At 64.9% G+C, this 20,239-nt stretch carries 19 protein-coding genes; 13 read left to right on the forward strand and 6 right to left on the reverse strand.

The window, feature by feature from the left end:
* Nucleotides 1–74 precede the first annotated feature (74 nt).
* The 3 genes from BLU88_RS10370 to holA all read left to right on the forward strand — a co-directional run bounded on the left by BLU88_RS10370 (nucleotide 75) and on the right by holA (nucleotide 4,413).
* Entirely contained in the window at nucleotides 75–1,019 is a 945-nt protein-coding gene (locus tag BLU88_RS10370; RefSeq protein WP_092013343.1) for a ComEA family DNA-binding protein, read from the forward strand.
* A gap of 172 nt (nucleotides 1,020–1,191) precedes the next feature.
* On the forward strand, nucleotides 1,192–3,369 hold the full coding sequence (locus BLU88_RS10375; RefSeq protein WP_231939354.1) for a ComEC/Rec2 family competence protein: 2,178 nt from the start codon (nucleotides 1,192–1,194) through the stop codon (nucleotides 3,367–3,369).
* A 60-nt stretch (nucleotides 3,370–3,429) separates the two neighbouring features.
* The gene (gene holA / locus BLU88_RS10380) at nucleotides 3,430–4,413 is read left to right on the forward strand and encodes a DNA polymerase III subunit delta (RefSeq protein WP_092017414.1); all 984 of its coding nucleotides are present in this window, start codon (nucleotides 3,430–3,432) and stop codon (nucleotides 4,411–4,413) included.
* A 131-nt stretch (nucleotides 4,414–4,544) separates the two neighbouring features.
* Here the strand turns inward: holA and rpsT are convergent, their stop codons facing one another.
* From rpsT to BLU88_RS10395, 3 genes are all read right to left on the reverse strand, one after another.
* A complete protein-coding gene (gene rpsT, locus BLU88_RS10385) occupies nucleotides 4,545–4,805 on the reverse strand; it encodes a 30S ribosomal protein S20 (protein ID WP_092013346.1) in 261 nt (86 codons plus the stop codon).
* Nucleotides 4,806–5,061: 256 nt separating this feature from the next.
* Entirely contained in the window at nucleotides 5,062–5,667 is a 606-nt protein-coding gene (locus BLU88_RS10390) for a type II toxin-antitoxin system PemK/MazF family toxin (protein ID WP_092013349.1), read from the reverse strand.
* Nucleotides 5,668–5,743: 76 nt separating this feature from the next.
* Nucleotides 5,744–6,508 (reverse strand): endonuclease/exonuclease/phosphatase family protein, encoded by a 765-nt coding sequence (locus tag BLU88_RS10395; protein ID WP_092013352.1) that lies wholly within the window; start codon nucleotides 6,506–6,508, stop codon nucleotides 5,744–5,746.
* 184 nt (nucleotides 6,509–6,692) lie between these two features.
* Between BLU88_RS10395 and lepA the strand changes: the two genes are divergently transcribed.
* The 3 genes from lepA to BLU88_RS10410 all read left to right on the forward strand — a co-directional run bounded on the left by lepA (nucleotide 6,693) and on the right by BLU88_RS10410 (nucleotide 10,576).
* Nucleotides 6,693–8,561, forward strand: a complete 1,869-nt coding sequence (gene lepA / locus BLU88_RS10400; protein ID WP_092013355.1) for a translation elongation factor 4 — start codon at nucleotides 6,693–6,695, stop codon at nucleotides 8,559–8,561.
* Entirely contained in the window at nucleotides 8,562–9,791 is a 1,230-nt protein-coding gene (gene hemW / locus BLU88_RS10405) for a radical SAM family heme chaperone HemW (protein WP_092013358.1), read from the forward strand.
* A gap of 251 nt (nucleotides 9,792–10,042) precedes the next feature.
* Nucleotides 10,043–10,576: a hypothetical protein gene (locus BLU88_RS10410; protein WP_157689079.1), complete on the forward strand. Its 534-nt coding sequence runs from the start codon at nucleotides 10,043–10,045 to the stop codon at nucleotides 10,574–10,576.
* A gap of 39 nt (nucleotides 10,577–10,615) precedes the next feature.
* Here BLU88_RS10410 and BLU88_RS10415 read toward each other — a convergent pair whose 3' ends face one another.
* From BLU88_RS10415 to BLU88_RS10425, 3 genes are all read right to left on the reverse strand, one after another.
* Entirely contained in the window at nucleotides 10,616–11,371 is a 756-nt protein-coding gene (locus BLU88_RS10415; protein ID WP_092013364.1) for a DUF4870 domain-containing protein, read from the reverse strand.
* 66 nt (nucleotides 11,372–11,437) lie between these two features.
* Entirely contained in the window at nucleotides 11,438–12,112 is a 675-nt protein-coding gene (locus BLU88_RS10420; RefSeq protein ID WP_092013367.1) for a DUF4870 domain-containing protein, read from the reverse strand.
* Between the two features lie 124 nt (nucleotides 12,113–12,236).
* Complete coding sequence (locus BLU88_RS10425) at nucleotides 12,237–13,100, reverse strand: DUF3097 family protein (protein WP_092013370.1); 864 nt, start codon at nucleotides 13,098–13,100, stop codon at nucleotides 12,237–12,239.
* Between the two features lie 182 nt (nucleotides 13,101–13,282).
* On the opposite strand from BLU88_RS10425, the gene hrcA reads away from it, so the two are divergent.
* The 7 genes from hrcA to era all read left to right on the forward strand — a co-directional run bounded on the left by hrcA (nucleotide 13,283) and on the right by era (nucleotide 20,197).
* Entirely contained in the window at nucleotides 13,283–14,323 is a 1,041-nt protein-coding gene (hrcA, locus tag BLU88_RS10430; RefSeq protein ID WP_092013373.1) for a heat-inducible transcriptional repressor HrcA, read from the forward strand.
* Nucleotides 14,324–14,447: 124 nt separating this feature from the next.
* The gene (gene dnaJ, locus BLU88_RS10435) at nucleotides 14,448–15,563 is read left to right on the forward strand and encodes a molecular chaperone DnaJ (protein ID WP_092013377.1); all 1,116 of its coding nucleotides are present in this window, start codon (nucleotides 14,448–14,450) and stop codon (nucleotides 15,561–15,563) included.
* On the forward strand, nucleotides 15,560–16,321 hold the full coding sequence (locus tag BLU88_RS10440; protein WP_092013380.1) for a 16S rRNA (uracil(1498)-N(3))-methyltransferase: 762 nt from the start codon (nucleotides 15,560–15,562) through the stop codon (nucleotides 16,319–16,321). The genes dnaJ and BLU88_RS10440 overlap by 4 nt, the downstream gene beginning before the upstream one ends.
* 169 nt (nucleotides 16,322–16,490) lie before the next feature.
* Nucleotides 16,491–17,456, forward strand: coding sequence for a PhoH family protein (locus tag BLU88_RS10445; protein WP_231939728.1), 966 nt, complete (start codon nucleotides 16,491–16,493; stop codon nucleotides 17,454–17,456).
* Entirely contained in the window at nucleotides 17,453–17,941 is a 489-nt protein-coding gene (gene ybeY, locus BLU88_RS10450) for an rRNA maturation RNase YbeY (protein ID WP_092013384.1), read from the forward strand. Before BLU88_RS10445 ends, ybeY begins: the two co-directional genes overlap by 4 nt.
* Before the next feature lie 8 nt (nucleotides 17,942–17,949).
* On the forward strand, nucleotides 17,950–19,257 hold the full coding sequence (locus BLU88_RS10455; RefSeq protein ID WP_231939729.1) for a hemolysin family protein: 1,308 nt from the start codon (nucleotides 17,950–17,952) through the stop codon (nucleotides 19,255–19,257).
* A gap of 1 nt (nucleotide 19,258) precedes the next feature.
* A complete protein-coding gene (era, locus tag BLU88_RS10460; RefSeq protein WP_092013390.1) occupies nucleotides 19,259–20,197 on the forward strand; it encodes a GTPase Era in 939 nt (312 codons plus the stop codon).
* Nucleotides 20,198–20,239 lie beyond the last annotated feature (42 nt).

The raw sequence follows: 20,239 nt of genomic DNA on the forward strand, positions 1-20,239 counted from the left end.
GGACGTAGGAGTCGTTTCCACAGGTGAGGAATCCGTCCTGGCCGCAGCGAATCAGCAGGCCCTAACGTCGGAGCATGGCTGTGTCTCCGGATGATCGTTTCGCCGGCCTCCTGGGCGCCAGTGCCGAACGCGGCGGTTGGGTGCCCGGCGATGTCTATACCGCCGACACCGCCGGTGATGAGGAACCCGTCGAACCCCGTCGCGTGCGGCTGCCCGTGTTGGTCGCCGTCGGCATCGCTACGATCGGAATCCTCGTCCTCGCTTTCCTCCTCTTCCGACCCGCGCCGCGGCAGTCGCCGGGCGGCGATGGTCCCGGGCAGGTCGCGGAAGCCGGCCAGTCGCCGGCTGCGACCGGGGACGGGGCAGGAACGGGCGCGGCCGGTGTGGAACCGGCCGAAGGGGCGGCGGGAACGGCCGAGGAAAAGGAGGGAGCCGCCTCGGCGAAGGCGGCGAATGCAAACGGAGACGTGATCGTCCATATCACCGGGGCGGTGAACGATCCCTCCGTGGTCACGCTGAAGGCGGGAGCACGGGTCCAAGATGCCGTCGAAGCCGCAGGCGGGCTGAGCGCAGGTGCCGACGGCGAGGCCGTGAATCTGGCGCGCGTGCTGACCGACGGGGAGCAGATCCATATCCCGAAGGAGGGAGAAGAACCGGTCGGCGGCGTCGCGGGTGCCGGTCCGGATAGGACCAGCCAGAACGGGGATGGGTCTGACGGGACCGGGTCGGCTGGGGCTGGGGGAGCTGCGGACGGAGGGACAGGCAGCGGGTCCGCAGGAACTGCTGCCGCATCGGCCGGGGCCAACGGCACGGCACCCGGTCCGGCGGGAAAGGTCGATCTCAACACCGCCGATGCCACCACTCTGGAGACCCTGCCCGGCGTCGGCCCCGTGACTGCAGAGGCGATCATCAGCCACCGCAGCCAGCAGCCCTTCGCGAGCGTCGAGGACCTGCTTCTCGTCAAAGGCATTGGACCGAAGACCTTCGAAAGCCTCAAAGACCTTGTCACGGTCGGCTGACCCGGACCACTCGCCGCCGCAGACGCGGTCGCGGCGGTCCGTGCAGCCCTCGCGGTCGCGAAAGCGAAGGTCCCGGCAGCATTCGTGGGAGCGCAGACGCGCAGTCCTGCGACGAAGGTGTGTGTCCGTAGTCGCTTGGCTGCGAGAACGGGCGGCGCTGTGGCCTGGATCCGTGCGTCTTCTCTGCTGCGCCGCCGGTCTCTGGGCCAGTGCGCTACTGTCACCGGAGCCGTGGGCGCTGTTCGGCATTCCCCTGCTCGGAATCGTCGGGATCGTGGTCCTGAGACGGCACCACCACCTCGGTGTCGGTGTCCTCGTCTTCACCTGTCTGCTGACGATCCAGATCACCGCCCTGGCCGCCGCCCTTGGACCGGAGGCGGAAGCCGAGACCACAGGACTCATCGTCGGTCACAGCGAACCAGGGGCGTCCGGATGGACCAGGCTGACTCTGCTCACGCCCACCGGGTTCACTCACGTGCTCAGCCCCGAAGTCGTTGCCGACGGAGCGAGAGTGCGGATGCGCACGGAGCGCCTCGACGATATCCGCTCCACCCAGACGGAACCCCAAGTGTTGGCCGAGCCGAACGGGCTGTGGAGGTGGCGTGAGACGCTGCGCACGGAACTCCGCGTCGACTCAGTCGCCGCAGGCAACGACGGAGGCAGGCTCCTACCCGGACTCGTCGTCGGCGACACCTCTCCGCAGGAGGACCGGATGGTCGACGATATGCGGGTAGTCTCCCTCACCCACGTCTCGGCCGTATCGGGCAGCAACGTCACGATCGTCAGCCTCGGTGCCGGACTGCTCGCCGGAGCCTGCCGCGCCGGACCGCGACTGCGAGTGAGCATCGGTGTGCTCACCTGCCTCGGCTACGTCTTCATCGTCGGCTTCGAACCCAGCGCCATCCGCGCGGCCGGAATGGCGATGGCCGCTGCACTCGTGTTCCTGCGCGGAGGCGGGATCTCCCCGGTCGCTGTCATGTGCTCGACGGCGAGCCTGCTTCTCGCCTTCGTGCCGGTGCTGGCCACCTCGGTGGGGTTCGTCCTGTCCGTGGTCTCCACGGCCGCGATCATGTTCGTCGTCCCGATTCTGCTGCGCCGTCTCGCGGTGCACCTGCCGCTGGTGCCCACAGTGCTCGTCACCGCACTCCTCGTGCCCTTCGTCGCCCAGCTCGCCTGCACTCCGGTGCTCGTGGCGATCGATCCGCGCATCGGACTGTGGTCGGTGGCCGCCAACGCCCTGGCTGCGCCCGCGGTCATGCCGGCGACGGTGGCGGGCTTCCTCAGCCTCGTGACCACGGGTATCGGGACGACAGGACTGCCCGGAGCGGACTTCGCCTCGGCCCTGCTGGCGTGGATCGGATCCTTCCCGGCATGGTGGATCGTCCTCGTCGCCCGAGTCTGCGCCGCACTGCCCGGAGCCGCCCTCGATTGGCCGGGGCCGCCGGTCGGAACGCTGCTGGCACTCGGGCTTCTTGCTGTGGCCGTGGCCGGAACATGGATGCTCGTGCGTCGACGGCTCTGGGGCCTGCCCGTCCTCGTCCTGTGCTGCCTGCTCACCGCCGCCGTCATCGTCACGGTGAGGGCGAAGCCGCCGGCGGAGGACTGGCTGGTGCTCATCTGCGATGTCGGTCAGGGATCGGGGGCTGTGATCAACCTCGGCGATGGTCGGGGCCTCGTCGTCGACACTGGGCGTGAACCGAAACCGATCGACTCCTGCCTCGACTCATCCGGGATCGAGGAGTTCGACCTGCTCATCTCCCATTTCGACGCCGACCATTTCGCCGGATACGCGGGCACAGCCTGGGGGCGCAAGGTCGGCCGACTGTTCGTATCCGCGAACGTCGCGACCACGCCTGAAGCCCGGCGCGTGGTCGCCGACACCGGCGTCGAGATGGTTCCCACCCACCGCGGACAGACGCTCAACTTCGAGTCGGCGAGGCTGGACGTGCTGTGGCCGCCGCTGCGGTCGGTGCCCGCAGCGGAGGATGAGGAGCTGCGCAACGAAGACTCCCTTGTGGTGCGGGTCGAACAGGAGGGGCTGAGCACCCTGCTGCCCGGCGACGTCGGAGCCGAGGAACAGTACGTGCTGGCTCAGCAGATACAGCCGGTCGATGTGCTCGTCGCACCTCACCACGGTTCTTCCGACCTGGCTCCGGAGTTCTTCGCCGCCGCGGCACCCGGCCTCGGTGTCATTTCGGTGGGGGCGAACAATTACGGGCATCCGAGCGAGAAGTCGCTGCGCTCTTTCGGTCCCGTGCCTGTGCTGCGCACCGATCACTGCGGTTCGGTGGCGCTCTACGCCGACAGTCGATTCAGCACAGCCCACAGCTGTCCCGAGGACAAGGGGTGAGATCGCAGGTGGGGGACAGCCGTGTCCGTCGTGTCGGTCGGCCGCGATAGGCTGGGGTCCATGGCAGTGAAGAAGACCCTGATCCCGTGGAGCTCGGCGAAACCCGCCCCGGTCGTCATGATCTCCGGCGGCGAATCGGTGCTCGTGCGCATAGCCAAGGACCGCATCGTGTCGGCCGCACGAAAGCAGGATCCCGAAGAGATCGAAATCGACGCTGCCGGATACCAGGCCGGTGAACTGGCCATGGCGGCTTCCCCGTCTCTGTTCTCCTCGTCGAAGCTCATCGTCGTCGATGCCGTCGAGAAATGTTCGGAGGACTTCCTGAGCGACGCCCTTGCTTACCTGGACGCCCCGAACGACGACGCCGTGGTGCTGCTGCTGCACTCCGGCGGCAATCGAGGAGCGAAGCTCATCAAGAAGCTCGACTCCGTCGGCTTCCCACGCATCGACGCGGCGGTGCTGAAGAACGAAAGCGATCGGGAGAAGTTCGCGCATACCCGGTTCAAGACCGCGAAGCGGCGCATCGACGAAGCGGGAATGGCCGCGCTCATGTCGGCGCTCGGCTCCGATCTCGCCGAGCTCAACGCCGGGGTCGACCAGCTCATCGAAGACACCGAAGGCACGATCACTGCCGAGGTCGTCGATCAGTACTACGGCGGTCGGGTCGAAGCCACCGGCTTCAAGGTCGCCGATGCGGCAGTGGCCGGCGACGCGAAGAACGCGCTCAGTCTGCTCAGGCATGCGCTGTCGACCGGATCCGATCCGGTCCCGCTCGTAGCGGCGGTGGCGATGAAGCTGCGCGGCATGGCGAAGGTGCAGGGATTCTCCGGTACCAGCGGAGAGCTCGCCTCGGAACTGAAGATGGCGCCGTGGCAGGTCGACCGTGCGCGCCGGGAAGTTCGGCGGTGGAACGAGGTGGCGCTCGGCCAGTCGCTCATCGCCGCGGCCGAGGCCGATGCAGCCGTCAAGGGCGGGGGGCGCGACCCCGTCTATGCCGTCGAGTGGTTCGTCTCCGAAGTCGCCCGCCTAGCCCGCCAACGCTGATTACTACCTGACGGCGGCCCAGATACCTCGCGCGAGGTATCTGGGCCGCCGTCAGGTAGCAATAAGGGAAAAGTACGGGGTCCGAACCGTGTGGTTCGGACCCCGTGGCAGCTATAGCCTCAGTCGTTGACTCAGAGAGCGTTGATCTGCGTGGCCAGGCGCGACTTGCGGTTCGCAGCGTTGTTCTTGTGCAGAACACCCTTCGAAACAGCCTTGTCGAGCTTGCGGGCAGCCACAGCATAAGCCTGCTGTGCCTCTTCCTTGTTGCCGGCAGCAATGTTCTCGCGAACGACGCGGACGTAGGACCGAACCTCGGACCGGACAGCCTTGTTGCGCTGACGAGCCTTCTCGTTGGTCTTGTTCCGCTTGATCTGGGACTTGATATTAGCCAATTTCAACACTCTTTCGTGTTAGTGGTACACGGTCGTGAGGGCGCATCGAACCGACATGATCATCTCCGCGGGGAAACACATCGACGACATCGAATCCGATGGCATCTTCACCCGACCTAGGCGAGACACACGCCTTGATGAAGACACAATCACCAATGATACAGCCTCGGGTCCCGGGCTGGAAATCCCTGCGTGGCCCAGTTGCGCGGGAACGCAAGGGCTCGGTCCGACCGGTCAGCCCGGAACCAATCGGGTCTCAGCCGGAGATGTGCTCGGCCACCCGATCGAACACGTCACGGGGCATGATCGCGCCTTCCCTGCGGATCGAATCGGGATCGAGTCGGATGATCCGATCGAGGCGCAGCTCAGAGGGCCGTCCCTGCGAATCCCAGTCGCCGGTGCCGATGTTCATCCACTTGGCATGCCGGTCCTCGCGGACCTCGCCGACGGCGCCGGGGATGTGATCCTTGCTCGTGAGCATGAGAGCGAGCACCCACCTGGCGTCACGGCCGACGACCAGCGACGGCCGATCCTTGCCCTGCGAGTAGTCCTCTTCGAAGGGGATCCACCCCCAGACGACTTCGCCCGGATCGGCATCGCCGTCGAGATCGGGGGAGTAGCTGACCTTGATCGACCCCGTGAAATCACCGGGATACGTCCCCGTACCGCCTGAGCCGGCATGCTCAGCAGAACCCGCCGAGGCGGCACCGCCATCGCCCGACCGTGCCGAATCCCGCCGGCGGGCGTCCGTGGCCTGCGATGAGCCTCCGGGTTTCTTCTTCGACTGCGACTCACGCAGGTAGCGCAGCCCCTCACGGACTCCGATTCTGGCGGCCCGATTGACCAGTGATTTCCAATTCATACGTCCAGCCTAAACGAGTCGGCCGTCCCACACCGCGCAGATCGACGAACCGACGCAGACGTGCGAGCCGGTGCAGTCAGGTGAAGTCGAGGACTGCCTCGACGGGGAAGTGGTCGGAAGGATACTTCCCGTCGATATCGAACGTGTCGATGCGAGTGGACAGCGTGCGCAGGCCCGGGGTGGTGAGGATCCAGTCGATGCGCGGCTCACCCGCTTTCGGGCCTTTGTAGCGGTGGAAGGTGCCGATGCCCTCGCCGGGCACCTCAGCGGCGGTGTCGGTGAGACCGAGCTCGGTGCAGAAGAAGTCGTAGACCGGGGAACCGGTGGCGACATTGAAGTCGCCGGTGACCACGCAGGGGTGGGCCGCCTCGGCGATGGTCTCGGCCATGATCCGACCTGATTCTAGCCGTGCGCGCTCGGATTTGTGATCGAGGTGGGTATTGAGCATGCGCAGCCGCTGGTCGGATGTGAGGTCGCGGACGTCGACGGTCGTCAGGGTGCGCGCATGGGAGACTCCCCACGATTCCGAGGCCACGGTCTCTGGCTGTTCGGACAGCCAGCTGATGTCGACGGCTTCGACTTCGAAGCGCATTGAATCGAGGATCACGGCCGTGAACTCGCCGGAATTGCCGCCGGAATGCCCCTCTCCGAGCCAGATGTACTCCTCAGGCAGCAGACCGATGAGCGTCTCGAGCTGGTCGAGCTCGCCCTCCTGGGTGCCGATGAGGTGGGGATGGGCACGCCGGATGAGCTCGGCGGCGATCGGCAGCCGCTCAGCCACCGGGTGACCGTCCATGGCGGGATAGCGGAGATTGAAGCTCATGACCCGGAACTCGCTCATGCCACCATCTTCCCCGATCGCCGGCGTTCGGTGCAGGGGTCGGCGCCTTTCGGCGCGGTCGAATCGCGCAAGACGCGTCCGACCAGCCCGCACACGCCTGTGGATTCCAGGTCCGTGCGCAAGTCATGGAACAATGGGAGATCTGGTCTGTCCGGGGACCTGGTCTGTCAAAGGAAGGGCGTTCATGTCACCTCAGGTGAATAAGGAAGCTGCAAAGCGGATCTCACCGTCTGCCACCTCACCCGAGCTGATTCGCAATTTCTGCATCATCGCTCATATCGACCACGGCAAATCGACCCTGGCCGACCGTATGCTCCAGATGACCGGCGTCGTCGAGAACCGCGATATGCGGGCCCAGTACCTCGACCGGATGGACATCGAACGCGAACGCGGGATCACCATCAAATCCCAGGCCGTGCGCATGCCGTGGGAACACGAGCAGACTCCGTACGCACTCAATATGATCGACACTCCCGGCCACGTCGACTTCAGCTACGAGGTCTCGCGGTCGCTGGCCGCCTGTGAAGGCGCACTGCTGCTCGTCGACTCCGCTCAGGGCATCGAAGCCCAGACGCTGGCCAACCTGTACCTGGCCATGGAGAACGACCTGACGATCATCCCCGTGCTCAACAAGATCGACCTGCCCGCCGCGCAGCCGGAGAAGTACGCGGAAGAGCTCGCGAACCTCATCGGCTGCGAACCCGAGGACTGCCTGCTCGTGTCCGGCAAGACGGGCGAAGGCGTCGAGGAGGTCCTCGACCGGATCATCACCGATATCCCCGCACCCGTCGGCGACGCCGACGCCCCGGCGCGCGCGATGATCTTCGACTCCGTCTACGACACCTACCGCGGTGTGGTCACCTATATCCGCGTCATCGACGGTTCTCTGGCCCCGCGCGAGAAGATCGAGATGATGTCGACCGGCACCACTCATGAGCTGCTGGAAATCGGTGCCTCCATGCCCGAACCCAAGGCGACGAAGGGTCTGGGCGTCGGCGAGGTCGGTTACCTCATCACCGGAGTCAAGGACGTGCGACTGTCGAAGGTCGGCGACACCGTCACCTCAGCCGCGACACCCGCGACAGACGCACTCGGCGGCTACCGCGAACCCAAACCGATGGTGTTCTCCGGACTCTTCCCGATCGACGGCTCCGATTACCCGGTGCTGCGTGATGCCCTCGACAAGCTCAAACTCAATGACGCCTCCCTGACCTACGAACCCGAGACCTCGACGGCTCTGGGCTTCGGCTTCCGCTGCGGATTCCTCGGACTCCTCCACCTCGAAGTGCTGCGTGACCGGCTGGAACGCGAATTCGACCTCGACCTCATCTCCACCGCCCCCTCCGTGATCTACGACGTGACCATGGAAGACGGTTCGGAGGCCGTGGTGACGAACCCGAGTGAATACCCGACGGGCAAGATCAAGGAAGTCCGCGAACCGATGGTTCAGGCGACCATCCTCACCCCCAGCGACTTCATCGGCGCTGTCATGGAGCTGTGCCAGGACCGCCGCGGCAAACTCCAGGGCATGGACTACCTGTCCTCGGACCGCGTGGAGATCCGCTACCGTCTGCCACTGGCCGAGATCGTCTTCGACTTCTTCGACCAGCTGAAGTCCCGGACGAAGGGCTACGCCTCCCTCGACTACTCCGATGACGGCCAGGACGCCTCCGACCTCGTCAAGGTCGACATCCTGCTGCACGGCGACCAGGTCGATGCGTTCTCCGCGATCGTCCACCGCGACAACGCCTATTCCTACGGGGTGGCGATGGCCGGGAAGCTGCGCAAGCTCATCCCGCGCCAGCAGTTCGAGGTGCCCATCCAAGCTGCCATCGGCTCGCGCATCATCGCCCGTGAGACCATCCGCGCCATCCGCAAGGACGTTCTTTCGAAGTGCTACGGCGGTGACATCAGCCGTAAGCGCAAGCTGCTCGAGAAGCAGAAGGAAGGCAAGAAGCGGATGAAGATGGTCGGCACCGTGGAGGTTCCGCAGGAGGCGTTCATCGCGGCCCTGTCCTCCGATGAGCCGGAGACGAAGGACAGCAAGAAGTAAGTGCCCGCACAACCGACCGGTGAGGTCCCTCCGCGCGACGGTTCCCTGCCGACTTCGGCGGGGATCGGCTCCGCCGAGCGGGGTCTGAGTCTCTACGTCCACGTCCCGTACTGCCGGGTCCGCTGCGGCTACTGCGACTTCAACACCTACACCGCTGATGACCTCGGACCGGGTGCCTCCCGTGAGGACTACCGCGGCAATCTCGCCCGTGAGCTCGATCTGTCGGTGTCCACCCTCGCCGAGGCGGGAGCGGGCGACCGTGAGGTCTCGACGATCTTCTTCGGCGGGGGCACACCGACGATGCTCGCCGCGGAGGTGCTCGCCGGGGTGATGGACGATATCCGTGCCTGTTTCCCCCTGGCCGAGAACGTCGAGGTCACCACCGAAGCCAACCCCGACACCTTGGACCCTGGCTACATTGCGACTCTCTCCGGAGCCGGTTTCAACCGCATCTCCATGGGCATGCAGTCGGCCGTGCCGCATGTGCTCGCGACCTTGGACCGCACTCACGATCCGGAGAAGGTCCCCGAGGTGGCTCGCTGGGTCAAGGACGCCGGTCTCGAGCTCAGCCTCGACCTCATCTACGGCACTCCGGGGGAGTCGATCGACGATTGGCGACGCTCTCTCGACGTGGCACTGTCCAACGAGGTCGACCACATCTCGGCCTATTCCCTCATCGTCGAGCCGGGAACGAAGATGGGCGCGATGGTCCGCCGCGGCGAACTGCCGATGCCCGATGAGGACGACCTGGCCGACAAGTACGAGATCGCCGACGCCGCTATCGCCGCTGCGAGCCTGCACTGGTACGAAGTGAGCAATTGGTCGACCGGTGCCGATACGCGCTGTGAGCACAATATGGCCTATTGGCGCAATGCCGACTGGTGGGGTTTCGGACCCGGCGCACACTCCCACGTCGGGGGAGTCCGGTTCTGGAACGCCAAACACCCCCGTGCCTGGGCGGACAGGTTGGCGGCGGGGGAGTCCCCGTCGATCGGACGTGAGGTCCTCGACGACCAGACCCGGGAGATCGAACGGATCATGCTCGCCGCTCGGATCGACCGGGAGCTGCGTCTGGATACTCTGGCTCCGGGCAGCGAGCAGGCGATCAGGACGTTCATCAAGCAGGGACTGCTCGACGCCGACGGTGCGGAGGACGGCTGGTTCCAGCCGACTCTGCAGGGACGCCTCATGGCCGACTATATGGTGCGCATCCTCACCGAATACATCTGAGTCGACTTCCGGCACAGGTCTTCCGCGCTCGCGATCACACCGGTAGTGTCAAGGTGGGCGAGGGCGATCGTGCGGACGCGGAAGGGATGACGATGAGTTCTCCTGACTGTGATGGGCCCGAAGAGCACTGGCGGCAGAGCTCAGTACCTGGACCTCGGCCGGGATACCGTGCTCAGCCGGCATATCGTGGGCCGAACGAACAGAGATTCGCCGCTGCGGCCGCTGCACGTGAAGCGATGATGGCCGGGAGAGTGCCAGCGGTCCCCGCCGTCGATGAGAGCGTTTCTCACCGTCCCTGGGAGGTCGTCGTTGCGGCTGTTCTCGGGGCTGTGGCTCCGTTCTTCGTTCTGTTGGCACTGATCGTTGCGGCATTCACCGGCGGACGGGTCCTGCGGGTGCTCGGATGGGTCCTGAACAGGATCGGTGACTCGACCGAGGTGGCAGGTGTCTCGGTCGCCGGGGACATCACCGAGTTGCTTGCTCGCGTCATCCTCGTCGTCGGAGGGGTGGCCGGAGTGGTCGTGATGATCGGCTTCGCGGCGTATGCCTGGCGGATGCTCGTCGGCACCGGTCGCGCACGGTGGGTGGCACTGGCGTATCTGGCACTGGGTCTCTTCGTCATCACGCCTCTGAGTCCTCTGCTCATCAGCGGATTCGAACTCCTGGGCATTCTGAGTGTCGTGTTCGCCTTCCTCCCGCGCTCTTCGGCGTGGTTTGAACAGCAGAGACGGAACCGGGCCGCTCCCAAAAGACGGGAACGGCCCGGAGGCGCTGACTGGTCGTGAGGCGTTGAGTCGACCCCGGTCGAGTTCACCCTTCTCGATTCACTTGATGAACTGGATGCTGATCGGAACTTTGTACACCTCACCTTTATTGGCGGCAACAGCGGCCATGATCATGAACACCAGGGCAACGACCCAGATGACCAAGAAGAGGATTCCGCCGATGCCGAAGGTGATGACGGCGAGGATGTCGGCGACGATATAGGCGATGATGAGGGTCAGCTGGAAGTTCAGCGACTGACGTGCCTGTTCGCGGATGAAGGGCGACTCATCCTTCTTCACGAGGAAGATGATGAGCGGCACGATCCAAGCGGTGAATATGGCGCCGATCTGTGTCCACACCGAGGTGGAGCGTTCTGACGGGTTCGGCTGCCAGAATCCAGCCGAACCCTGGCCGAAAGCCTGGGGCGGCAGCCCCTGGGAATTGAATGAACCGGGATTCCCTGTCGGATTCATTCCATATCCCTGCGGAGCACCGTAGGCCTGCTGCGAGCCGTAGCCGGGCTGACTGCCATAGGCCTGCTGCGAGCCGTAGCCCAGTTGGGAACCCTGCTGAGGATTCTGCGGCCGAGGTCCATATGCCGGGTTCTGCGGCTGTGAGCCGTATCCGGTCTGGGGCTGAGAGCCGTAGCCCGGCTGCGACCCCTGTTGCGGGTTCTGCTGCGGTGAGCCGTACTGAGGCTGACTGCCCTGCGGCGGCTGCTGAGTGTACGGCTGCTGCGAGCCCGACTGCGGCGAATAGTTCGGAGGCATCGGCTGCGACTGTCCATTGTTCGGCTGCTGCGGGTTGTCCGACATGAGAGTCCCTTCAGAGTGTGCGATCACTCCACACTAACTCAGAGTGCGCGGGGTGAAGAGGAAAGTTCACTTCACGAAGTTGATGGTGAGCGGGAACTTATAACCCTCGCCCCTGTTCGCTGCGACGGCGGCGATGATGTAGATGACGACGTAGACGAGCGGAACGATGAGTGCTGCATACATGATGAGTATGCCGATCCCGAATGTCACCAGTGCCAGCATGAAACCGAGAATGCCGAAGACGAAGAGGGCCGCGAAAGTGACGATCGTGTTCGTGATCAGCGCATTGAGACCCTGACGCGAATGCTCGCGGACGAAGGGTGATTCGTCCTTCTTCACTATGAACATGATGAGCGGCATGAAGCCGAAGATGAGAGAGCCGAGGTGGGTCCACAGAGCCGTGGTCCGGTCCGGCTTGTGCGCCATCCAGAACTGCTCGGAGCCGGGTCCGTAGGCATGCTCGGGCAGAGCGCGGGAGTCGAACATCGCAGGATTGTGCATCTGCGGCATACCGTAGCCGGGTTGCGGGCCGTATCCTGGCTGCGGGCCGTATCCTGGCTGACCGCTGGGGGTCGACTGAGCACCGTAGGCCTGTTGAGAGCCGTAACCCGGCTGGCCACGGTGCGTCTGCGGCTGAGAGTACTGCTGATTCTGCGGCGCGTAAGGTTGCTGCGGACCGGAAGCCTGAGAGTAGTTCGGCGGCATCGGTCGGCTGCCGGGCTGGTTGGGGTTGAACGACATGGGGATCCTTTCGAGAACTCTTGTCATTCACCCTATCCGAGCGACGTGTCCCGGGGATGTCGGGAAAGCCTCACTCCTGTGACAGTTTCGGCACACGTCGACGACGTCCAGCCACCGGAGGAACTCAGCCGACGGTGACGAAGTCGATGAGCTCCTCGACCCGACCCGACAGCGTCGGTTCGACATCGGCGATGGTGCTGACCTTCCCGAGGATGCGCACCCACCCGCGAGCGACATCTCGATGGTCGGCATGCGGCCACCCGATGCGACGGAGGATTCCCGTCTTCCAATCCTCCCCGCGGGGAACGACCGGCCAATCGCGGATGCCGACGACATGGGGCTTCACCGCCTGCCAGATATCGATGTAGGGGTGACCGATGATGTGGACGACATCACGGTAGCGGGGATCGGCACGGACCGCCTCGGCGATCTTCGATTCCTTCGTCCCGCTCACCAGATGGTCGGCGAGGACACCGACCCGATGATCCCGATCAGGTCCGAAGGCCTCGAGCTTGTCGGCGACATCATCGAGACCGCCCAATGGTTCGACGACGACGCCTTCGATGCGCAGATCATCGCCCCAGATCTTCTCGACGAGTTCGGCATCGTGCTTGCCCTCGACCCAGATCCGCGAACCGCGAGCCACCCGAGCCTTCGCCCCGACCACGGCACGTGAGCCCGAAGCCGTCCGCCCGGGCTGCTGCGGTTTCCTCTTCGGCAGCTGCACATCGACGGGCTGCCCCTCGAGGAGGAAGCCCGGTCCCAGCGGAAAGGCGCGCACCTTGCCGACGCGGTCCTCGAGTTTGACGACGACACCGGCCGCAGTCTTCTCCGCGCCGACGACAGCTCCGACATAGCCGCTCATCGCATCCTCGAGAACCATGCCCAGGCCGAGTTCGACTTGGCGGGACTTCTTCGGGCGGTGCGACGAGGGTGAGGAACCGGAGAGCACATCGGGGCCATAGCGATCAAAAGCATTCACGGGCACCCACCATAATCAAGGACGGACCCGCAGGCGCGCAGACCCGCAGGCCACCCCCAGAAATGAATTCCGTGATCGAGAAGCGTAGAATTGGCACTCAGACTCAAGGAGTGCCAAACACGGGCACTGCACCCATGGTCGGATCGTCGAGTACGGGCCGGCCCCGGCAGACGGAGAGGAGGCCCGCGATGAACGACAGCAGACGTGCACAGGTGCTGCGCGCCATCGTCGAGGACTTCGTCGCCACCAACGAACCCGTGGGATCGAAGGCGATCGTCCAGCGCCACACCCTCGGCGTCTCTCCGGCCACGATCCGCAACGACATGGCCCAGCTCGAACAAGATGGCTACATCGCCCAACCCCACACCTCGGCCGGCCGGATCCCCACCGACCTCGGATACCGGATGTTCGTCGACCGCATCGACGAGTTCAAACCGCTGACCACCGCCGAACGCCGCGCGATCTTCCAGCTCATCGACGGTGATGTCGACCTCGACGAGATGCTCGACCGCACCGTCCGCGTCCTCTCGGGCCTCACCCGACAGGTCGCGCTCATCCAATACCCCACGGTGTCGCGGGCGCGCATCAAGCACATCGAGATCGTCGGCCTCGGCCCCGGCCGGATACTCGTCGTCCTCATCACCGACGCCGGTCAGGTCGAACAGAAGTCCGTCATCACTCCGACCCCGCTCGAAGAAGACGCCGTCCGCGGCCTGCGCGACCAGATCAACGCCGAATTCGCCGGGCGCACGCTCGCGCAGGTATTCGGGTCGAGCCCCACCGCCGAGGCGGTCGCCCCCGAACCCAGTGAGCCGACAGTCCGTGACGACTCAGGTCTGACACAGACCAGGGCCGCCGTCGTCGACCTCGTCGCCGCCACCCGTGAAGAGCGCATCATCATGGCAGGGACCGCGAATCTCGCCCGCTCCGGAAGCGAATTCGGTGAGAAGATGGCCCCGATCCTCGAAGCTTTCGAAGAGCAGGTGGTCCTGCTCAAGCTGCTCACCTCGATGGCCGAAGACCATGAGGGGATCAGCGTGCGCATCGGGCGTGAGAATACTCACGAATCTTTCAGCTCGACTTCCGTCGTCGCCGCCGAATATGGTCATGACGCGGGTTCGTCGGCCAGACTGGCAGTGCTCGGCCCGACCCGAATGGACTACCCGACGACGATCTCGGCAGTCCGCGCCGTCGCCAAATACGTGTCCTCGATCCTCGACCGAGGGTAGGACCGTGAACATGACGACCAGGGGCGCCCGCAACCGGACACCACACCACCGGTGAGCATCGCGGACCAGCGCAGCCACCACCACGAACAGAGAAGACCACTACGTCAGGGAGAGAGAAGTTTCTGTGGCCGATCACTATGAAACACTCGGAGTGTCCAAGGACGCTTCCGCGGCTGAGATCAAGTCGTCGTACCGGAAGCTTGCACGCAAGTACCACCCGGACGTCAATCCCGGTCACGAAGACGAATTCAAAGCAATCTCACTGGCCTATGATGTGCTCTCCGATCCGGAGAAGCGCCGCAACTACGATATGGGCGGCGGCGAGAACGGTCAGGGCTTCCCCGCCGGCGGCGGCTTCGGCGGCTTCGGCGACATCTTCGAGACCTTCTTCGGCGGTGGCGGCGGACAGGCCGGCGGCCCGATTCCGCGCACACAGCGCGGCAAGGATGCCCTCGTCGGCGTCAACATCGACCTGAAGACCGCGGCCTTCGGCGGCAACGTCGACCTCGACGTGACCACTGCGGTCGTCTGCGACACCTGCTCGGGTGCCGGCACGCAGGAGGGCACGAAGATCGAGACCTGCTCGCTGTGCCACGGAGCCGGCAGCGTCCAGCGCATGACCCGGACCCTGCTCGGCCAGATGGTCACGAATCAGACCTGCAACTCCTGCCACGGCTTCGGCACCGTCATCCCGAATCCCTGCCTCAACTGCCAGGGCGACGGACGCGTGCGCAAGCAGCGGACCATGAAGATCCGCATTCCCGCCGGGGTCTCCGACGGCACCCGGATCCAACTGAGCAGCCAAGGAGAGGTCGGCCCCGGCGGCGGACCTGCCGGCGACCTCTTCGTCGAGGTCATGGTCACCCGCCACGAAGTCTTCCAGCGCGACGGCGACAACCTCCGTGCCGCGGTCTCCGTGCCGATGACCGCCGCGACCTTGGGCGCGACCATCCCGTTCGATACATTCGACGGCACCCAGGACCTCTCCATCGCCGCCGGCACCCAGTCCGGCACCGTGGTCAAGCTCCCTGGGCTCGGCGCCACCCGCCTGCGTTCGGAGACCCGTGGCGACCTGCTCATCACCGTCGACGTCCTCACCCCGGACAAGCTCGACGACGAACAGCGCGAACTGCTCGAAAAGCTCGCCGAACTGCGCGGAGAAGAGACACCGCGCGCCCAGATCTCGACCGAGAACCGCGGAATGTTCTCCCGCATGCGTGAGAGGTTCGCCGGTCGGTGAGTCTTCCCGTCTTCCGCTCCGCCACCGCCGCCGAGGCGGTCGTCGGTTCCGTCCTCACCCTCGGTGAGGACGTGGCCGGGCACGCGGTGCGGGTGCGTCGGATCGGTCCCGGTGAGGAGATCGAAATCGTCGACGGTGACGGCACACGTGCGCGCGGAACCGTCACGGCCGCCTCGGCGAATGAGCTGACGATCGACGTCACCGCGGTGACGAACGAGGAGCCCACGGGCCCACGCCTCGTCCTTGTGCAAGCCCTGGCAAAGGGCGACCGGGATCTGCAGGCCATCGAAACGGCTACGGAGATCGGCGTCGACGAAGTCATTCCCTGGGCCGCCGAACGCTCGATCGCCGACTGGCCGGCGAAGAAGCGGGAGAAGTTGGCCGCGAAATGGGAGAACCTCCTCGGTGCGGCCTCCCTGCAGGCCAGACGCTCACGGTTCCCGGTGCTGCGCGAACTCGTCCGCGGAGCCTCCTTGGCCAAATCCTTCGACGAGGCCGATGCGGTCTTCGTCCTCCACGAGACCTCCCAGCACAGGCTCTCCGACGCACTGGCGGACCTGACCGCGGACGGTTCCTCGGACCTGCCGGAGCGCATCGTCTTCGTCGTCGGCCCCGAGGGCGGCATCAGCGACGGCGAACTCGAGGCCCTGACCGGTCGAGGGGCGACTCCGGTGCTGCTGGGACCGACGATTCTGCGCTCGTCATCGGCCGGACCGGCCGGGCTCGTCCTCGCCCAGAATTCATTGGGCCGTTGGTGAGGCATCGGACTAGGATGAAAGCACACTCAGGCGCTGCCGCAGATGGTGCGCCCACTTGCAAAGGAACATTCTGGACATCACCCCATCGAACTCGAACCCCATGAACCACTCCGACTCGGACACCACCGCAACCGGTGACGGCGCCGCAGTCAACGATGCCGTGGCGGACATGCGCGGTGCCGAAAGCGACACCGTGCGGCTGGTCATCCCCGACTCCATCGACCTCGTCGCTTTCTTCGGTCCCGGGGAATCGAACCTGCGCGCCCTGGAGAAGACTTTCGACGACCTCGACATCCACGTCCGGGCGAACCAGGTCCAGGTCACCGGCGAACCCAAGCGCGTCGAAGCGTTCGTCAGCGTCATCGGTGAACTCAAGAAGCTCCACACGGCTGGCCATCGCATCAACGAAGAGACGATCGACCGGGTCACGACATTCTCATCCGAAGGGGCGGCCGCCTCGGCGGTGTTGGGCACGAACATCCTCTCCACCAGGGGAAAGTCGATCCGTCCGAAGACGATGGGCCAGCACGACTACGTCAAGGCCATCCGCAACCATACGATCACCTTCGGCATCGGCCCGGCCGGCACCGGCAAGACGTACCTGGCGATGGCCATGGCCGTCAACGCCCTTCAGCACAAAGAGGTCTCGCGGATCATCCTCACCCGGCCGGCCGTCGAAGCCGGAGAGTCCCTGGGGTATCTGCCGGGCACGCTCAACGACAAGATCGACCCCTATGTGCGTCCGCTCTATGACGCACTGCACGATATGGTCGACCCCGAGTCAATCCCTCTGCTCATCGAGACCGGCACGATCGAGGTCGCTCCCTTGGCCTATATGCGCGGGCGGACCCTCAACGACGCGTTCATCATCCTCGACGAAGCCCAGAACACGACGGCCGAGCAGATGAAGATGTTCCTCACTCGCCTCGGCTTCGGATCCCGGATGGTCGTCACCGGAGACATCTCCCAGATCGACCTGCCGGGTAAGACCCGCAGCGGACTCAAGGTCGTCCGCGACATCCTCGACGGAATCGATGACCTGCAGTTCTGCGAACTGGGCAGCAAGGACGTCGTCCGGCATTCGCTGGTGACGAAGATCGTCGAAGCCTACGACCTGTGGGGGAGTGCCGAGTGAACACCGAGATCCTCAACGAGACCGACGCCGAGGTGGACCTCGACGAAGTCGTGGCCCTGACCGAATACTTAGGCGAAGCCCTGCACATGCATCCCGGTGCGGAGCTGGCCGTGACCATGGTCGATTCGGCGGCCATGTCCGAACTCCACGTGACCTGGATGGACCTCGAAGGTCCGACCGACGTCATGTCCTTTCCCATGGATCAGCTCCACCGCGGTGAGCCGGACAAGCCGACCGAAGGCCAGATGGGCGATATCATCATCTGCCCCGACGTCGCCGAAGCTCAGGCCGCGGCAGCCGGCCATTCGACGATGGACGAGATCCTGCTGCTCACCGTCCACGGATTCCTCCACCTGCTCGGCTACGACCACGGTGAGCCCGAAGAGCGCGAGGAGATGTTCGCCCTCCAGCGGCATCTGCTGCTGACCTTCTTCGCGGCCCGCTACGACGGTCGCACCGACATCCCCACGCCCACCGAGGTCTGATCGTGTTCATGTTCTTCCTCGGCGCGGCACTGTGTCTGATCATCGCGGCTACGCTGTCTGCAGTGGATGCTGCGCTGCTCAACGTCTCCCATCATGCGGTCGAGGAAGCGAAGGAGGACGGCAAGAGGGCGGCCGTGCGCGTGGAGAGGATCCTCGCGGACCTGCCGACGAACATCAACGTCATCATCTTCGTCCGCAACTTTCTCGAAGCCCTCGCCACGGTCTTCATCGCCCTGGCCTACGACTCTTACTATTCCGTGGGCCCGCTCATGGTCTTCCTCACGGTGCTCACCGCCTCGGTGGCGGTCTTCATCATCACCGGAGTCTCCCCGCGCACGATCGGCAAACGTCGGTCCCTGGCCGTGAGCCTCAACCTCAGCTGGGTCGTGCGCATCGTCCTCGTCGCGCTCAAACCGCTGACCCGCATCCTCGTCGTGCTCGGGAATCTGCTGACTCCGGACAAGGTGTACAAGGACGGTCCGTTCGTGACCTCCGAACAGTTGCGTGACCTCGTCGAACGCGCCAGCGAATCCGATATCATCGAAGACGGCGAACGCGAGATGATCCAGTCGGTGTTCAATCTCTCCGACACTTCGGCGAACGAGGTCATGGTCCCGCGCACCGACCTCGTGACCGTCGACGCGGATGTCAGCATGCAGAAGGCGATGAATCTGTTCTTCCGCTCCGGCTTCTCCCGGATCCCCGTCTGCGGCGAGGACCTCGACGACGTCCGCGGCGTGGCCTACCTCAAGGACGTCGCACGTCGCCTCCACCTCCACCCCGAGGAGGCCGACCGTCCCGTGGGCAATCTGGCCCGCACCGTCCTGTTCGTTCCGGAGACGAAGCCGGCCGACGATCTGCTGCGGCAGATGCAGCTGGACTCGACGCACCTGGCGATCCTCGTCGACGAATACGGCGGCACCGCCGGGCTCGTGACCATCGAGGACATCGTCGAGGAGATCGTCGGCGAGATCGAAGACGAATACGACAACGGCGATGACGAACTCGTCGCCGCCGACGACGGATCGTTCATCATCAGCACCCGCATGTCGATCTCCGACTTCGCCGAATACTTCGATGTGCGCATCGACGAGGATGACGTCAACAGTGTCGGCGGGCTGCTCTCGAAGCTCATCGACCGGGTGCCCATCGACGGTTCGCACGCCGAGATCGAAGGGCTCGAGATCGAAGCCATGGAGGGGCAGGGCCGCCGCCACCGGATCACCCACGTGCGGGTCACCCGCACCCACGAGGACAGCAGAGACGACGCGCAGTTCGCCGCAGCCGATGGTTCGGGGACGAAGGAAGAGGACTGAGATGGAATTTCGCACGGACTACCCCGAGGACTACCGGGCCGGATTCGCCTGCTTCGTGGGACGCCCCAATACGGGCAAATCGACGCTGACGAACGCGCTGGTGGGGGAGAAGGTCGCGATCACCTCGGCCAAACCTCAGACGACGCGGCACACGATCCGCGGAATCGTCCACAAGGACGACCACCAGCTGATCCTCGTCGACACCCCCGGACTGCACAAACCGCGTACCCTGCTCGGTTCACGGCTCAACGATCTCGTAGCGTCCACGCTGGGCGAAGTCGACGTCATCGGCTTCTGCTTGCCGGCCGATGAGCCGATCGGTCCCGGCGACCGCTATATCGCTTCCCAGCTGGAGCTGCTGGACGGGCGGACCCCGATCGTGGCGCTCGTGACGAAGGTCGACCGGGTGCCCAAGGATAAGATCGCCGAGGCGCTGCTGGCCGTCGGCGAACTCGCCGACTTCGCCGATGTCGTCCCCGTCTCCGCAGTCGAGGACTTCCAAGTCGACACCGTTGATTCGGTGCTCGCGGCGCATCTGCCGAAATCTCCTCCGCTCTACCCCGACGGCGACCTCACGGATGAGCCCGAGGAGAAGATGATCGCCGAGCTCGTCCGCGAAGCGGCCCTCGAAGGTGTGCGGGACGAGCTGCCCCATTCGCTGGCTGTTCAGGTCGAGGAGATGTACCCTCGTGAAGGGCGCAGCGAGGACAATCCGCTGTGGAATGTCCACGTCAACCTCTTTGTCGAACGTCCCAGCCAAAAGGCCATCATCATCGGCAAAGGCGGCAGCCGACTCAAGGCCATCGGCTCGGAATCCCGGCAGGGCATCGAACGGCTCCTCGGCACGAAGGTCTATCTGGACCTGCATGTCAAGGTGGCCAAGGACTGGCAGCGGGATCCGAAGCAGCTCGGCCGCCTCGGCTTCGACTTCAACAACTGAGCAACTGAGTTCCCCGCTTCTGTGGGGTCTGTGTGACGGCCG

It is taken from the genome of Brevibacterium siliguriense (assembly GCF_900105315.1).
Classification (GTDB): domain Bacteria; phylum Actinomycetota; class Actinomycetes; order Actinomycetales; family Brevibacteriaceae; genus Brevibacterium; species Brevibacterium siliguriense.

Excerpts from the sequence above, each read along its gene's own strand:
- era (WP_092013390.1), top strand. The coding sequence starts at position 19,259 with ATGGAATTTCGCACGGACTACCCCGAGGACTACCGGGCCGGATTCGCC.
- BLU88_RS10420 (WP_092013367.1), bottom strand. The coding sequence starts at position 12,112 with ATGTCGTTCAACCCCAACCAGCCCGGCAGCCGACCGATGCCGCCGAAC.
- BLU88_RS10390 (WP_092013349.1), bottom strand. The coding sequence starts at position 5,667 with ATGAATTGGAAATCACTGGTCAATCGGGCCGCCAGAATCGGAGTCCGT.
- holA (WP_092017414.1), top strand. The coding sequence starts at position 3,430 with ATGGCAGTGAAGAAGACCCTGATCCCGTGGAGCTCGGCGAAACCCGCC.
- BLU88_RS10370 (WP_092013343.1), top strand. The coding sequence starts at position 75 with ATGGCTGTGTCTCCGGATGATCGTTTCGCCGGCCTCCTGGGCGCCAGT.
- hrcA (WP_092013373.1), top strand. The coding sequence starts at position 13,283 with ATGAACGACAGCAGACGTGCACAGGTGCTGCGCGCCATCGTCGAGGAC.
- BLU88_RS10415 (WP_092013364.1), bottom strand. The coding sequence starts at position 11,371 with ATGTCGGACAACCCGCAGCAGCCGAACAATGGACAGTCGCAGCCGATG.
- BLU88_RS10395 (WP_092013352.1), bottom strand. The coding sequence starts at position 6,508 with ATGAGCGAGTTCCGGGTCATGAGCTTCAATCTCCGCTATCCCGCCATG.
- lepA (WP_092013355.1), top strand. The coding sequence starts at position 6,693 with ATGTCACCTCAGGTGAATAAGGAAGCTGCAAAGCGGATCTCACCGTCT.
- BLU88_RS10455 (WP_231939729.1), top strand. The coding sequence starts at position 17,950 with ATGTTCTTCCTCGGCGCGGCACTGTGTCTGATCATCGCGGCTACGCTG.
- BLU88_RS10445 (WP_231939728.1), top strand. The coding sequence starts at position 16,491 with ATGCGCGGTGCCGAAAGCGACACCGTGCGGCTGGTCATCCCCGACTCC.